Here is a 14,565-nt window from a genome sequence, read left to right on the forward strand (position 1 = left end):
TGAATCCGGCCCACGGCAGGCGAACGCCACTTCAATCACTCGTCCGAGGGACCGTGAGCCATGCGTAGGCGTGCAATGCTCGGGGAACGGCCTGTTTCTGTCACCATCGACGCACTCTGAGTGACCGATATCGGGCTCACCCCCGAAGACTCCGTGAAGGGAACCGGACATGGGTCCCCATCCTGCGGTCGCGGCGATACGCCTGGCGGTACGCCGCGTCCTCCACGACATCCTCGACGAACAGCTTTCACCCCACCCTGCGCAGGCGCCCGCGCCCGCCCGGTCGGGCCCCCTGCCCGCGCGGCTTCCCGGGCAGCCCCCGCACGGCGCGCCGACGCCGGGCCCCGCCCGGGCGACCGCCCCGCAGACCTCCCACGGCTCGCCGGCCCCACAGGCCGCATCGGCCTCGCCTGCCGCCCAGGACACACCGGCCCCCCACGAGCGTCCGCCGTCGCCGCTCGTGCTCGTGGCCTGCTCCGGCGGCGCCGACTCCATGGCGCTCGCCTCCGCCCTCGCCTTCGAGGCTCCCAGACTCGGCATCCGGGCCGGCGGCGTCACCGTCGACCACGGCCTGCAAGCCGACTCCGACCTGCGCGCCGAGGAGGTCGCCCAGCGGCTGCGCGGACTGGGCCTGGACCCGGTCGAGGCCGTCTCCGTCACCGTCGGCCGCGGGGGCGGGCCCGAAGCCGCCGCCCGCGACGCCCGCTACGCCGCCCTCGACGCCGCCGCCGAACGCCACGGCGCCCACGCCGTCCTGCTCGGCCACACGCGCGACGACCAGGCCGAGACGGTGCTCCTCGGCCTCGCCCGCGGCTCCGGTATCCGCTCCCTGTCGGGAATGGCCGCGGTCTCGGGGGCCGGCGGCCGTTACCGCCGCCCCTTCCTGGACATCGACCGGCAGACCGCCCGCAAGGGCTGCATGGTCCAGTCCCTGCCCGTCTGGGACGACCCGCACAACACCGACCCGTCCTACACCCGCTCCCGGCTGCGCCACGAGGGCCTCCCGGCCCTGGAGAAGGCCCTCGGCAAGGGCATCGTGGAGGCCCTCGCGCGCACCGCCCAGCTCTCTCGCGACGACGCCGACGCCCTCGACGCCTGGGCCGGCCAGGCCGAGGCCACCGTCCGCGACGACGCCGGCCTCCTGGAGTGCGCCAAGCTGTACGCCCTGCCCCCCGCCGTACGCCGCCGCATCCTGCGCCGTGCCGCCATCGACGCCGGTGCTCCGGCCGGTTCGCTGTTCGCCCGGCACATCGAGGAAGTCGACCGGCTGATCACCGGTTGGCGCGGTCAGAAGGCCATCAACCTGCCCGGCAGGGTGGTCGCCCAGCGGCAGGGTGGCAGACTGGTGATTCGGCAAGGCTGAATCGGGACCCTTCGGCCGGCCCGCTGACGCGGAGTCCGGAGGAGGACCGTCAACGCCGGTGAGACGACCGAAAGTGATGCGGGTGGACGCGAAAGACATGGGTGCCGACCTCGAGAAGGTACTCATCACCAAGGAAGAGATCGACGCGAAGCTGGCCGAGCTGGCCGCGAAGATCGACGCGGAGTACGCGGGCAAGGACCTGCTGATCGTCGGCGTCCTCAAGGGCGCGGTGATGGTCATGGCGGACCTCGCCCGGGCACTGTCCACCCCCGTCACCATGGACTGGATGGCCGTGTCCTCGTACGGCGCGGGCACCCAGTCCTCCGGCGTCGTGCGCATCCTCAAGGACCTCGATACCGACATCAAGGGCAGGCACGTCCTGATCGTCGAGGACATCATCGACTCCGGCCTGACCCTCTCCTGGCTGATCTCCAACCTCGGCTCCCGGGAGCCCGCCTCCCTGAAGGTGTGCACGCTGCTGCGCAAGCCCGAGGCCGCGAAGGTCGCCATCGACGTGGAGTGGGTCGGTTTCGACATCCCCAGCGAGTTCGTCGTCGGCTATGGCCTGGACTACGCCGAGAAGTACCGGAACCTGCCGTTCGTCGGTACGCTCGCTCCCCACGTCTACGGCGGCTGACTCCCCAGGGGCTCAAGCGCGGTACGTGATCGGGAACCCCGGCGGCACCGAAGCCGTTGGAGCAAGCAGACGGGTACGTCCGCCCTACAGAGCGGCTTCGAGCCCCCATGCTGGGGTACCGTCAGAAGAACTGTCTTATCAAACTCACTGTGGCAGGAGGGACGGGGCGGCACCGCTCCGTATGGATGGACGTGAAGCGATACTTCCGTGGGCCGGTCATGTGGATCGTGCTGGCCGTCCTTGCCGTGGTCGTGTTGATGAATGTCGTCGGTCAGTCCGGCGGCTACAAGACGGTGGACACGGGCAAGGTCGTAGCAGCGATCAATGACAACAGGGTCCAGCAGGCCAAGCTGACCACGGGCGACGAGCAGACCATCAAGGTCGAGCTCAAGGACGGCCAGAAGGTCGACGGCAGCTCGAAGATCCAGGCGAGCTACATCGGCGACCAGGGCGTGACCATCGCCAACACGCTGCAGACCAAGTACCAGGACAAGCAGATCCCGAAGGGCTACACGGTCTCGCCGTCGAAGCAGAGCCCCTTCGTCGGCATCCTGCTCTCCCTGCTCCCCTTCGTTCTCATCGTGGTCGTCTTCCTGTTCCTGATGAACCAGATGCAGGGCGGCGGCTCCCGGGTGATGAACTTCGGCAAGTCGAAGGCCAAGCTCATCACCAAGGACACCCCGAAGACGACGTTCTCGGACGTGGCGGGCGCGGACGAGGCCGTCGAGGAGCTCCACGAGATCAAGGAGTTCCTCCAGGAGCCGGCCAAGTTTCAGGCCGTCGGGGCGAAGATCCCCAAGGGCGTGCTGCTCTACGGCCCGCCCGGAACCGGCAAGACCCTGCTGGCGCGTGCCGTCGCGGGTGAGGCCGGCGTCCCGTTCTACTCGATCTCCGGTTCCGACTTCGTCGAGATGTTCGTCGGCGTCGGTGCCTCCCGGGTCCGCGACCTGTTCGAGCAGGCCAAGGCGAACGCGCCGGCGATCGTCTTCGTCGACGAGATCGACGCGGTCGGCCGTCACCGCGGCGCCGGCCTCGGCGGCGGTCACGACGAGCGCGAGCAGACGCTGAACCAGCTGCTGGTCGAGATGGACGGCTTCGACGTCAAGGGCGGCGTGATCCTGATCGCGGCCACCAACCGGCCCGACATCCTCGACCCGGCGCTGCTGCGTCCGGGCCGGTTCGACCGCCAGATCGCCGTGGACCGCCCCGACATGCAGGGCCGTCTGGAGATCCTGAAGGTCCACCAGAAGGGCAAGCCGGTCGCGCCCGACGTCGACCTGTCCGCCGTCGCCCGCCGCACCCCCGGCTTCACGGGTGCCGATCTGTCCAACGTCCTGAACGAGGCCGCGCTGCTCACGGCCCGCAGCGACAAGAAGCTGGTCGACAACCACATGCTGGACGAGGCGATCGACCGCGTGGTCGCCGGCCCGCAGAAGCGGACCCGGATCATGTCGGACAAGGAGAAGAAGATCACCGCGTACCACGAGGGCGGTCACGCCCTGGTCGCGGCGGCCTCGCCGAACTCCGACCCGGTCCACAAGATCACGATCCTGTCCCGCGGCCGGGCCCTCGGCTACACGATGGTCCTGCCCGACGAGGACAAGTACTCCACGACCCGCAACGAGATGCTGGACCAGCTCGCCTACATGCTGGGCGGTCGCGCGGCCGAGGAACTGGTCTTCCACGACCCGACCACGGGCGCGGCGAACGACATCGAGAAGGCCACCACCACGGCCCGCGCGATGGTCACCCAGTACGGCATGACCGAGCGTCTCGGTGCGATCAAGTTCGGCGGCGACAACACCGAGCCGTTCCTCGGACGTGAGATGGCTCACCAGCGCGACTACTCGGAAGAGGTCGCCGCGCTGGTGGACGAGGAAGTCAAGAAGCTCATCGAGAACGCGCACAACGAGGCCTGGGAGATCCTGGTCGAGAACCGCGACGTCCTCGACAACCTCGTCCTGGCCCTCCTGGAGAAGGAGACCCTGGGCAAGGAGGAGATCGCCGAGATCTTCGCCCCGATCGTCAAGCGGCCGCCTCGGCCCGCCTGGACCGGATCCTCCCGCCGCACCCCGTCCACCCGCCCGCCGGTGCTCTCCCCGAAGGAGCTCGCGCTGACGAACGGGGCCAACGGCTCGACGGCGGCGATCAGCACCGTCAAGTCCACGGCGACGGAACCCGCCCCGGCCACGGAGCAGGTGCCGGAGGACCGTCCGGACAACTGACCGGAGCCCGCTCCGGACGCCCGATGGCCCCGGAATGTATGCCGCGCCCCCCAGGTTCTAGCCTGGGGGGCGCGGCATTTCGCATGTCCGCAGATCAGACACACAGGAACGAGGCTTCACATGACCGACCCCGTGACGCTGGACGGCGAGGGCTCCCTCGGTGAGTTCGACGAGAAGCGCGCCGAGAACGCCGTACGCGAACTCCTCATCGCGGTCGGCGAGGACCCGGACCGTGAAGGCCTGCGGGAGACTCCGGCACGGGTGGCCCGGGCGTACAAGGAGATATTCGCGGGACTGTGGCAGCAGCCCGAGGACGTGCTGACGACGACGTTCGACCTGGGGCACGACGAGATGGTGCTGGTCAAGGACATCGAGGTGTTCTCGACCTGCGAGCACCACCTCGTACCGTTCCGCGGTGTCGCGCACGTCGGCTACATCCCGTCCACCAGCGGGAAGATCACGGGTCTTTCGAAGCTGGCCCGGCTCGTGGACGTCTACGCCCGCCGCCCGCAGGTGCAGGAACGGCTCACCACCCAGATCGCGGACTCGCTGATGGAGATCCTGGAGCCGCGCGGGGTGATCGTCGTGGTGGAGTGCGAGCACATGTGCATGTCGATGCGGGGCATCCGCAAGCCCGGCGCGAAGACCATCACCTCGGCGGTGCGCGGTCAGTTGCGGGACGCGGCGACGCGGAACGAGGCGATGAGCCTCATCATGGCGCGCTGACGCGGACGGAGCGCACGCGCCCGCCCGCTCACCCGCGTACGCCGCCCGCAGGGCTCAAGCGGTCGGTTCCGCCCCCGGCGGGTTCTGGTCGTCGTCCTCCGGGAGTTTGCAGACCCGTTCGAGGAACAGGGCGGCCGCTATCACCGCGATGCCGGCGAGGACCGAGAAGCCGGCGTAGACGGCCTGGTCGCGGCGGGCCGGGATGTCGAGGAATTCCAGCAGGGCGACGCCCGCGCCGCCGTACATGCCGGCGACGAGGGCGGCGACCAGGGCGCTGGCCTGACCGAAGACGACCGCGCGGGCGGCCATCATGGGGTCGACGCCCTTGGCGCCGGGCCGGCGCTCGCGCTGGGCCTTCAGCCGGGCCCGCAGGGAGAGCGCCGTGGACAGAAGGACCACGGCGATCAGGGCGAGGACGATGGGGGCGGCCAGCGGGACGCCGGGGAGCGTCCCCACCGCGTTCCACAGCCGGGCGCCCGCCCAGGACAGCACTCCGGCGACGACGAACACGCCTGCCAGCACCCTGATATGCAGCTCTCTCACGGTGTCCCTTCAGCTCCCCCGGACCGAGGCCGGTCGCAGACCTTGCGTCGCCCTGACCTTAACGACTACTCGGGCAGCCGGAGTTCCAGGTCCGCCCGGGGCTCGACGCCCTCCCGGGTGAGCGCGGTCAGCAGATCGGCCACCGCGCCCCGGCCCGGAAGCTGTGCGTCCGGGTCCACGTCGTACCACGGGGCGAGGACGAAGGCGCGTTCGTGGGCGCGAGGGTGAGGGAGCGTGAGGAGCGGATCGTCGGAGACGGTCTCCGCGTAGGCGACGATGTCGACGTCGAGGGTGCGCGGTCCCCAGCGCTCGTCGCGGACCCGGCTGAAGGCCTCCTCGACGGCGTGGGCGCGCTCCAGCAGCGAGGACGGCGGCAGCGTGGTCTTGAGGATCACCACCGCGTTGAGGTACGACGGCTGGCTGCCGGGCTCGACGCCCCACGGCTCCGTCTCGTAGACGGGGGAGACGGCCTTGACGCGGACGCCGGGCGTGTCCTCCAGGGCGTCGACGGCCCCCTGGAGGGTCTCCAGGCGGTTGCCGAGGTTGGAGCCGATCGAGATCACGGCTCGCTTGGGGTTCTGCAGCGTGGTGTCCGCGGCGTCGACCTTCTCGACGACCGAGGCGGGCACCGGCTGGACGGTCGGGTCGGTGGGCCCTTTGGTGAAAGGCGCGTTCATACTCGGCTCCGGGTGATGGTGACGGTCACGTCGTCGAAGGGAACGGTGATCGGGGCGTCCGGCTTGTGGACGCAGACCTCGACCTCCAGGACCCCGTCGTGCTTCAGACAGACCTGGGCGATGCGCTCGGCGAGCGTCTCGATGAGGTTCACGGGCTCGCCCTCCACCACGGCCACGACCTCCTCGGCCACGATGCCGTAGTGCACGGTCTTCGCCAGGTCGTCGTCGGCCGCGGCCGGCCGGGTGTCGACTCCCAGGACGATGTCCACGAGGAAGGTCTGGCCCTCCTCGCGTTCCTTGGGGAACACACCGTGGTGCCCGCGGGCCCTCAGGCCGCGCAGCGCGACACGATCCACGCGAATCACTCCTGCAATCGTCGGCGGCGACCGGTCCCTGCCGCGTGCGGGCGGCACACCGGCCTGGCACGAATCTACCCGCGGGCACTGACGGAGCCGGGCCACGGGGAGGCGGGGGCGTCCGGGCCCGGCAGGTTTCACCGTGCGTTTCCCCTGGAGAACCCGGTTGCTCACGGACCGGTGGGCGGCCCTTTTCCCGAAGTCCGTGATTCCGGCCACTCCGCGTTCCTGCTCCAGCGCCTACCCACTCAGGCGGGCGTGTCGTCGTCCTCGGCACCGTCGTTTTCGGCCAGAACGGGAGAGGCGTGGTGCGACCAGAGTTTCCAGCCGGGACCGGTGCGACGGAACACGTTGGTGGCGACGACGAGTTGTCCCACCAGCGGGCCGAGTTCGCCGCCGGCGGCGGGGGCGGGGCCGCCGCTGAGGATGTTCTCGGTGCAGGTCACCAGGGCGGTGTCACCGGTCACCGAGACGTGGACGTCGGTCAGGAAGAACTGGATGTAGTCGGTGTTCGCCATGATCAGCGCGTAGGAGCGCAGCACCTCCCCGCGTCCGGTGAGCACCGGCCAGCCGGGGTGCACGCACGAGATCACGCCGGTGTCGGCCGGGTCGTGGTACTCCTCGTCGACGCCCAGGTCGGAGGGGGTGAGCCAGAGCGCGGACAACTCCTCGAAGTCGCCCCGCTCCACAGCCTCGTAGTAAGCGGTGTTGGCGGCCTCCACCTGTTCGACGTCGGTGTGGGGCGCGCTCACCGCTCTCCTTCGGCGGGGCCGTGCGCACCACGTCTGCCGTCCGCCTGCCCGTCATCGGAGGGGTGCGCGCGGTCCTCCGGTGCGCTCGCGGGGGTGCGTGCCTCTTCCACGGCGCGGGCGACGCGTACCGCGTCCGCCGTCGCGCGGACCTCGTGGACGCGCACGGCCCAGGCGCCGGCGTGCGCGGCGAGGGCGGAGACGGCGGCGGTGGCGGCGTCGCGCTCGCGCGCGGGCGGGGGCGCGCCCTCCGGGCCGGCCAGCACCCGCCCGAGGAACCGCTTGCGGGAGGCGGCGACCAGCACGGGGTGGCCGAGCCCGCGCAGGCGGTCGAGGTGGGCCAGGAGCGTGAGGTCGTGCCCGGCCTCCTTGGAGAAGCCGAGACCGGGGTCGACGACGACGCGGTCGGCGGCGATCCCGCCCTCCAGGACGGCCTCCACGCGCGCGTGCAGTTCGTCGACGACCTCGGAGACGACGTCCTCGTACACCCCGCGGACGTTGCCGCCCTCCAGGAAGCCGCGCCAGTGCATCACGACGAAGGGGGCGCCGGCGTCCGCGACCACTGGGATCATGGCGGGGTCCGCGAGGCCGCCGCTGACGTCGTTGACGAGGGCGGCGCCGGCCGCGAGGGCCTGCTCGGCGACGCGGGCGCGCATGGTGTCGACGGAGATCGTGACGCCCTCGGCGGCGAGGCCGCGCACCACGGGGATGACCCGCCGCAGCTCCTCGCCCTCGTCGACGCGGGTGGCGCCGGGCCGGGTGGACTCGCCGCCGACGTCGATCAGGTCCGCGCCCTGGGCGACCAGGTCCAGGCCGTGCTTGACGGCGGTGGTCGTGTCGAACCAGCGGCCTCCGTCGGAGAAGGAGTCGGGGGTCACGTTCACGACCCCCATGACCGCGCACCGGCCCCACGTCGGAAGGCCCGCCACGCGGCCGCGCCCGCTGAAGTTGCTCATACGTTCAGCGTAGGCCCCGTCCCCGGCCGCCTCGTGCTGTGGCCCGGACGGAACCTCCCTGTGCTGGAGGGGGTGGGAGGTCCGCCCGGGCCGGTCCGGGGTCATGCCGCGCGCACGTCCCCTTCCGCCACCGAGTGCGCGCAGGGGCTCTGCGTGGCGGAGCGGCGGCGCAGGAAGCGCGGCAGCGGCAGGGCGAGGTCGACGAAGCCCTCGGCCTGCATGGCGGCGAAGCCGATGCGGGGCAGGTCCGAGGAGGCGCGGTAGACGACGAACCGCGGCTCCCAGCGGGGCTGGAACTTGGCGTTGAACTTGTACAGCGACTCGATCTGGAACCAGCGGGAGAGGAAGACCAGCAGCCCGCGCCAGGCGCGCAGCACCGGGCCCGCGCCGATCTTCTCGCCCCGCGCCAGCGCCGAGCGGAACATCGCGAAGTTCAGGGATATGCGGGTGATGCCGAGCTTGGGGGCGGCCTGGAGCGCCGCCACGATCAGCAGTTCGTTCATGCCGGGGTCGGCCGAGCGGTCGCGCCGCATCAGGTCCAGGGACACGCCGTCCTCGCCCCACGGCACGAAGTGCAGGATCGCCTTCAGATCGCCGTACTCGCCCGGCTCCTCGTCCTGCTTGTGGGCGGTGGCGATGAGGCACTCGCCGTCGGCCGGGTCGCCGATCCGGCCGAGCGCCATGGAGAAGCCGCGTTCGGTGTCGGTGCCGCGCCAGTCCTCGGCGGCCCGCCGGATGCGCTCCAGCTCGGTGCCGCCGAGGTCACGGATGCGCCGCACCCGGGTTTCGTAGCCGGCTCGCTCGATGCGCTTGACCATCTGGCGGACGTTGCGCATCGCGCGTCCGGCGAGCGAGAAATCCGCGACGTCGACCACCGCCTCGTCGCCCAGTTCCAGTGCGTCCAGACCGGTCTCCCGGGTCCACACCTCGCCGCCGGTCTCGGAGCAGCCCATCACGGCGGGCGTCCAGGAGTGGGCCTTGGCCTCGTCCATGAAGCGCTCGATGGCGCCCGGCCAGGCCTCGACGTCGCCGATGGGGTCGCCGCTGGCGAGCATCACGCCGGAGACGACGCGGTACGTCACCGCCGCCTTGCCGCTGGGGGAGAACACGACCGCCTTGTCGCGGCGCAGCGCGAAGTGGCCCAGGGAGTCGCGGCCGCCGTGCCGGGCCAGCAGCTCGCGCAGCCGGGTCTCGTCCTCCTCGGTCAGACGCGCTGCCGGGTGCTCGGGCCGGAAGGCCAGGTAGGCGGTGGTGACGGCGGTGAGCCAGCCGAGAGCGCCGAGGGAGAAGGCGACCGTCCAGGAGGTGTTGCCCTGGTAGTCCACCGGACCCTCGAAGCCGATCAGGCCGTAGACGACGTGGGTCAGCCGGTCCGCCACGCTGGGGTCGCCGACCATGCGGTGCGTGTGCACGCTGACGATGACCATGCCCAGGGCCAGCGAGCCGGCGCTCATCAGGACGAAGTTGGCCAGCGCCCGCCAGCGGCTGCGCGGGTCCGGCAGCGCGGCGAACTCGCCGCGGTGGATCAGCAGTGGCGCGAGCAGCGCCAGCGAGATGACCACCCCGACGATCGAGTGCCGGTAGACGAACTCCGCCGCCGCACCGGCCGGCAGCAGGACCACGGCCGCGCGCCAGGCCCGGCGCTTGCGCCGTTTCAGGCCGTGTGCGAGCAGCAGCAACAGCACGCCCACGCTGAGCGAGAGCGCCGCGGCGAACGGGCCGAACGAGCCCGGCAGCACCTCGGCCAGGGCGTGCATGCGGCTGTGCCGGAAGCGCGGGAAGACCCCCGCGGCGATGTCCAGGAGACCGACGACCGCGCAGGCCCTGCCGACCAGTACGGGGACGGCCTCGGGGCGCGGGCCGCGGAGTATGCGCCGCATCCTGCTCGATCGGTCCGGAACCCCGTCCGACATTTCCCCATCTACCCTGACAGACATCGCATCCCACTAGTTCTGCGAGAGACCTTGAATCCGGTGCCGATCCGGGCATCCGGCGACATTGCGCCCTCTAGGACGGTGTCTCGGGGAGAGAGGTTCACTCCCCAACGGAAAGTCGGGTCAAAGGGCAGGGAAAGCCCGGGGCAAGCCCTCGCGAGGAAGCGTCGGCGAGCCCTGGGCGGGAAGCGCAGGCGGGAAAAGCCCATGGGTCTCATGAGCAACAAAGTGCTGGCACTGGCGATCCTCTGCGCCGTGCTGCTGTTCGTCGGCACGGTGTGGTTCTGGCCGCGTCTGGCCCGCGGTACCTGGCGCGCGGTGACCGGACGCGCCGGCATCCTGCTGGCCACGCAGGCGGCGGTCTTCGCCTGCGTCGGACTCGCCGCCAACCAGGCATTCGGCTTCTACGCCAGTTGGGCGGATCTGTTCGGGCAGGAGAACGCGCCCGGAGTTGTCATGGACAACTCGGCACACGGCCGCACCGGCGGACCCCTCCAGGTGATCGGGACCCAGCAGGTGCGGCTGGGCAACGGCGACCGGCCGGACGTCTCCGGCCAGATCCAGAAGGTCAGCATCGTGGGCCGCACGACACACCTCGCCGCGCCCGCGTTCGTCTACCTGCCCCCGGAGTACTTCCAGCCGCAGTACCAGACCCGTACCTTCCCGGCGGCCGTGGTCCTCACCGGCTACCCGGGCACCGCGCAGTCGCTGGTCACCAAGCTGCGCTACCCGCACACCGCGCAGGAACTCGCAAGGACCGGGCGGATGCAGCCGATGATCCTGGTGATGCTGCGGCCCTCGGTGGCGCCGCCGCGTGACACGGAGTGCGTGGACGTCCCGGGCGGCCCGCAGACCGAGTCGTTCTTCGCCAAGGATCTGCCGGACGCGGTTCTCGCGCACTACCGGGTCGGAAAGAAACCGGGCAGCTGGGGCATCGTCGGCGACTCCACGGGCGGTTACTGCGCGCTGAAACTCGCCCTGCACCATCCCGAGGTGTATGCCGCGGGCGCGGGCCTGTCCCCGTACTACAAGGCGCCCACCGACCCGACCACAGGTGATCTTTTTCAAGGGGACAGGAATCTGCGGAACCGTGCCGATCTGATGTGGAGCATCAAGCACCTGAAGGCGCCCGACACTTCGCTGCTCGTCACCAGCAGCAAGCTCGGCGAGACCAACTACAGGTCGACGCTCAGGTTCATCGACGCGGTGAAGGCGACGAACAGGACGCGGATCGCGTCCATCATCCTCGACAGCGGCGGCCACAACTTCAACACCTGGCGGCGCGAGATCCCGGCGACGCTGCAGTGGATGAGCGGCCTGCTCGGCGACCGCTGAAAATGATCTTGTTGAAACGGCGGCGGAAGTGAAGGAAGACGAGCGGGCCGGAGCAACGGAAGGCGAGGGAAGAAGCGGAGGAAAACGCGGCCGGAACTCCCTCTGACGCATGAAGGTTTCGTTATGGCTGTCTTTTTGCGGGGCGGCCCGGCATGATTCGCGTACGCGCGGTAAGTTTCTGGCCATGCCACGTGGACGTCACCGCCATTCCCCACCCCTGCACAGGCTGTTGCCTTCCTCGGCGATCGCCGGCGTCGCTGTCGTCTGCGCCCTTGGTCCCTGGGCGTTCACGGACGCGGTGGTGCTGCGGTTGCTCGCCGGGACCGCCGCGGTGACCGCTGTTCTCGGCGCGTTCGTCATGCGCCGCTGGGACGCGCAGGCCGGACGGCGGGTAGCCGACCTCACGCGCGCGCGTGCGAGCGACGAGTGGCGATTCGAGGAACGAGTCGCCGAACTCGAGACCGACCTCGAGGAGTCGCGCGAACTGCGCGGCCGCCTCGAGCAGAAGCTGCGCGCCAAGCGCACGGAGCTCGCGGGGCTGCGCAACGAGCACGCGTCGCTGCTGCGGCGGTACGCCACGGCGGAGACCGAGCGCGCGAGCGCGCTGGAGGGCCGCCGCCTGCTGGAGATCGAGACCGGCTCCGAGATGCTCGCGCTGCCCGCCGCGCCGACGGCCGCTCCGGACGCCGCGGTCACGGAGACGCACGAGTCCGCGGCCCCCGTGACCGGGCCCACCGAGAAGAAGCCGGGGTCCGCGGCCGCCGCCGTGTTCTCCCCGGAGGGGTCCGAGCTGTACCTGCGTGCCGAGGCCGCGCTGTCGCGGTTGGGCAAGGGCGGCGCCCGGGCGGCGCGGACGGACGAGGCCGCGAAGGCGGGCTCCTCCGAGGAAGCTGACACGGCGTCGGAGGCCGACCCGGTGCGGGAAACGGCCGTGACGGCGGACGGCGACGCCGACCCGGATCCCGCGTGGGAGGCCGGGACGGGCGGGACGCCCGACCACGCGGCCGCCACGACCGAGACGGCCCAGACGACCGAGACGACCGAGACGGCCGAGACGGCCGAGACGGCCGAGACGGTCGAGGCGACCGGGACGGCCGGCCCGAGTGACCCCGCCGAGGCGACCGGCGTGGCCGAAGCCGTCGAACCCGCCGGACCCGCCGACCGGTCCACCGCCGCCGATCCGGGCGAGCAGGCCGCACCGGCCCCCTCCGCCGCGGCGATCGAGCCGGCCAAGGCCGCGCCGCAACTGCCCTCCGGGCACTTCACCGTGCCGACCGCGGTGGCCGTCGTACCGGCCGCGCCCGTGCGACGCCCGCTGGTCGAGGGCGGATTCGACTTCTTCGGCACGAAGAAGGACGCGGCGGACACCGAGCCTGGCACCGTCCGGAACGACGACCTCGCCGATGTCGTGGGCCAGGAGGCGCTCGCCCTGCACAAGGCGGAGGCCGAGTCCCAGTACAAGCCGGCCGACGCCGACGCGCCGGCCGCCGGCCGTCAGATCATCGACCTGACGGCCCACGACGAGACGGAGCGGATCGACCTTCCGGGGCTGCGCACCGCGGCCTCCTGACGGTCGCTTCCCGTCACGCCACACCACGTCACACCGCGACGCCGGGCGCCCGCCCGGCGTCGCACTCATGTCATCCACCGGGCCCGTCGTCCACCGGTCAGGTCATCCACCGGTCCGGTCCTGCGCTCCGGCGTCCCGTGCGCGACCTCTCCGCCTGGGCCCGCAGCAGCCGGGCCGCCTCCTGCGCGTCCCGCAGGCGGGCCGTCACGGTCTTGTCGGCCCCGTTGTCCACGTGCACGCCGGCGAGGCCCCACATGCGCTGCCAGGGCCCCTGCCGCAGCCGTACGCTCTGCACCTTCGCGTGCGGCACCAGCGCGAGCCGGCGCCGCAGCAGTCCGTGCCGCGCGGCGAACACCGCGTCGGTGACGGCGATCCCGTGCCCGCGCCACCACACCGGCGCGCACCACCGGGCGCGCCGCGGCGGCCGGAGCAGGTCGGCGGCCTGCGGCACCGTCACCCCGGGCAGGACCCGGGCGATCACCGACTCGGCGACCTCCCGCGGAGCGACCGGCAGCAGCACGGAGTTCGACGACCCGGCGACGTCCAGCTCGACCCGCACCCAGCCGCGCCACCGCCACAGCAGCGGTTCCACGATCCGCACGGTCTGCACCCGCCCCGGCGGCACCGTCTCGTGCGTGCGGTCCAGCAGTCCCCGGTCGATCCGCAGCCCGTCGGGCGATTCGCTCACCAGCCAGTCGTACTCGGCGGCGAAGCGCCCCGCGCTGTTCGCCACGGCGCTGCCGAGCAGCGGCAGGACGGCGGCGAGCACCGTCCACAGGCTGTGGGTGGCCAGCCACAGCAGCGGCGGTACGACGACCGCGGCGACCAGCGATCCCCAGGTCGCGCCGGTCAGCAGCAGCGAGACGGCGATCACGCGCCCGGGTACGCGGACCACCTTTTGCGCGGGTGCCTCGCCGACCTCGTGTGCCGTCTCGGGCGCGAACCCGGCCGCGCGCGCGAGCAGTTCGGCGCGCAGCGTCCGGGCCTCCTCCTCGCCGAGGAAGGCGAGTTCGTCCTTCTTGTCCGTCCCTATGACGTCGATTTTCAGCTTGGCCACGCCCGCGATCCGTGCGAGCAGCGGCCGGGTGACGTCGACGGCCTGGATCCGCTCCAGCCGGATGTGCGCGGTGCGGCGGAAGAACAGCCCGGTACGGATGCGCAGTTCGGCGCCGGTCACCGCGAAGTTCGTGAACCACCAGGACAGGAAGCCGTAGAGGGCGGCCACGGGTATGACGACCGCGAGCCCGATCAGCAGCGTGGTGGTCGTCAGCCGTGTCAGATGCCGCTGTGCCTGGTCGGGGTCGTGCACGGCCCAGCCCGTGAGCACGGCGACCGGCGCCCACGCCCGTCTCAGGGGCGTGACGGGATGCAGCCGCCGCTCGGTCACGGGCCGCCCGTCGCGTACGGCCGCGTCGCTCACCGCTTTCTCCGACATGTCCCCGTCGCTCACGGCCTCATCGGGTACGGCTTCTCCGCGCAGGGCTTCTCCGCGTA

13 protein-coding genes are annotated in these 14,565 nt (G+C 71.4%); 6 read left to right on the forward strand and 7 right to left on the reverse strand.

Annotation, left to right across the window (positions count from 1 at the left end; translation table 11 throughout):
* Positions 1–169: 169 nt before the first annotated feature.
* From tilS to folE, 4 genes are all read left to right on the forward strand, one after another.
* Positions 170–1,363 (forward strand): tRNA lysidine(34) synthetase TilS, encoded by a 1,194-nt coding sequence (gene tilS / locus ABZ818_RS15095; protein WP_361414269.1) that lies wholly within the window; start codon positions 170–172, stop codon positions 1,361–1,363.
* Positions 1,364–1,439: 76 nt separating this feature from the next.
* Positions 1,440–2,000 carry a hypoxanthine phosphoribosyltransferase gene (gene hpt / locus ABZ818_RS15100; RefSeq protein ID WP_361414339.1) on the forward strand — a complete coding sequence of 187 codons (561 nt, stop codon included), beginning with the start codon at positions 1,440–1,442 and terminating at the stop codon, positions 1,998–2,000.
* 185 nt (positions 2,001–2,185) lie between these two features.
* Entirely contained in the window at positions 2,186–4,225 is a 2,040-nt protein-coding gene (gene ftsH, locus ABZ818_RS15105; RefSeq protein WP_361414271.1) for an ATP-dependent zinc metalloprotease FtsH, read from the forward strand.
* 120 nt (positions 4,226–4,345) lie between these two features.
* Positions 4,346–4,951 carry a GTP cyclohydrolase I FolE gene (gene folE, locus ABZ818_RS15110; RefSeq protein ID WP_361414273.1) on the forward strand — a complete coding sequence of 202 codons (606 nt, stop codon included), beginning with the start codon at positions 4,346–4,348 and terminating at the stop codon, positions 4,949–4,951.
* Between the two features lie 54 nt (positions 4,952–5,005).
* Here the strand turns inward: folE and ABZ818_RS15115 are convergent, their stop codons facing one another.
* The 6 genes from ABZ818_RS15115 to ABZ818_RS15140 form a co-directional block, all read right to left on the reverse strand.
* Positions 5,006–5,494 carry a DUF3180 domain-containing protein gene (locus tag ABZ818_RS15115; RefSeq protein WP_361414275.1) on the reverse strand — a complete coding sequence of 163 codons (489 nt, stop codon included), beginning with the start codon at positions 5,492–5,494 and terminating at the stop codon, positions 5,006–5,008.
* Positions 5,495–5,559: 65 nt separating this feature from the next.
* Complete coding sequence (gene folK, locus ABZ818_RS15120; protein WP_361414277.1) at positions 5,560–6,171, reverse strand: 2-amino-4-hydroxy-6-hydroxymethyldihydropteridine diphosphokinase; 612 nt, start codon at positions 6,169–6,171, stop codon at positions 5,560–5,562.
* Positions 6,168–6,527: a dihydroneopterin aldolase gene (gene folB / locus ABZ818_RS15125; protein WP_141359598.1), complete on the reverse strand. Its 360-nt coding sequence runs from the start codon at positions 6,525–6,527 to the stop codon at positions 6,168–6,170. The genes folK and folB overlap by 4 nt, the downstream gene beginning before the upstream one ends.
* A 248-nt stretch (positions 6,528–6,775) precedes the next feature.
* Entirely contained in the window at positions 6,776–7,279 is a 504-nt protein-coding gene (locus ABZ818_RS15130; protein ID WP_361414279.1) for a nuclear transport factor 2 family protein, read from the reverse strand.
* Positions 7,276–8,232 (reverse strand): dihydropteroate synthase, encoded by a 957-nt coding sequence (gene folP, locus ABZ818_RS15135; protein WP_361414281.1) that lies wholly within the window; start codon positions 8,230–8,232, stop codon positions 7,276–7,278. The genes ABZ818_RS15130 and folP overlap by 4 nt, the downstream gene beginning before the upstream one ends.
* A 101-nt stretch (positions 8,233–8,333) precedes the next feature.
* Complete coding sequence (locus tag ABZ818_RS15140; RefSeq protein WP_361414283.1) at positions 8,334–10,145, reverse strand: phosphatidylglycerol lysyltransferase domain-containing protein; 1,812 nt, start codon at positions 10,143–10,145, stop codon at positions 8,334–8,336.
* 228 nt (positions 10,146–10,373) lie between these two features.
* On the opposite strand from ABZ818_RS15140, the gene ABZ818_RS15145 reads away from it, so the two are divergent.
* Together ABZ818_RS15145 and ABZ818_RS15150 are read left to right on the forward strand one after the other, a co-directional pair.
* Positions 10,374–11,501: an alpha/beta hydrolase-fold protein gene (locus ABZ818_RS15145; protein ID WP_361414285.1), complete on the forward strand. Its 1,128-nt coding sequence runs from the start codon at positions 10,374–10,376 to the stop codon at positions 11,499–11,501.
* A gap of 184 nt (positions 11,502–11,685) precedes the next feature.
* The gene (locus tag ABZ818_RS15150) at positions 11,686–13,071 is read left to right on the forward strand and encodes a hypothetical protein (RefSeq protein WP_361414287.1); all 1,386 of its coding nucleotides are present in this window, start codon (positions 11,686–11,688) and stop codon (positions 13,069–13,071) included.
* Between the two features lie 97 nt (positions 13,072–13,168).
* On the opposite strand, the gene ABZ818_RS15155 is transcribed toward ABZ818_RS15150, so the two are convergent.
* The gene (locus ABZ818_RS15155) at positions 13,169–14,506 is read right to left on the reverse strand and encodes a PH domain-containing protein (RefSeq protein ID WP_361414341.1); all 1,338 of its coding nucleotides are present in this window, start codon (positions 14,504–14,506) and stop codon (positions 13,169–13,171) included.
* Positions 14,507–14,565: the final 59 nt, after the last annotated feature.

Source organism: Streptomyces sp. NPDC047453, assembly GCF_040643155.1.
GTDB lineage: Bacteria > Actinomycetota > Actinomycetes > Streptomycetales > Streptomycetaceae > Streptomyces.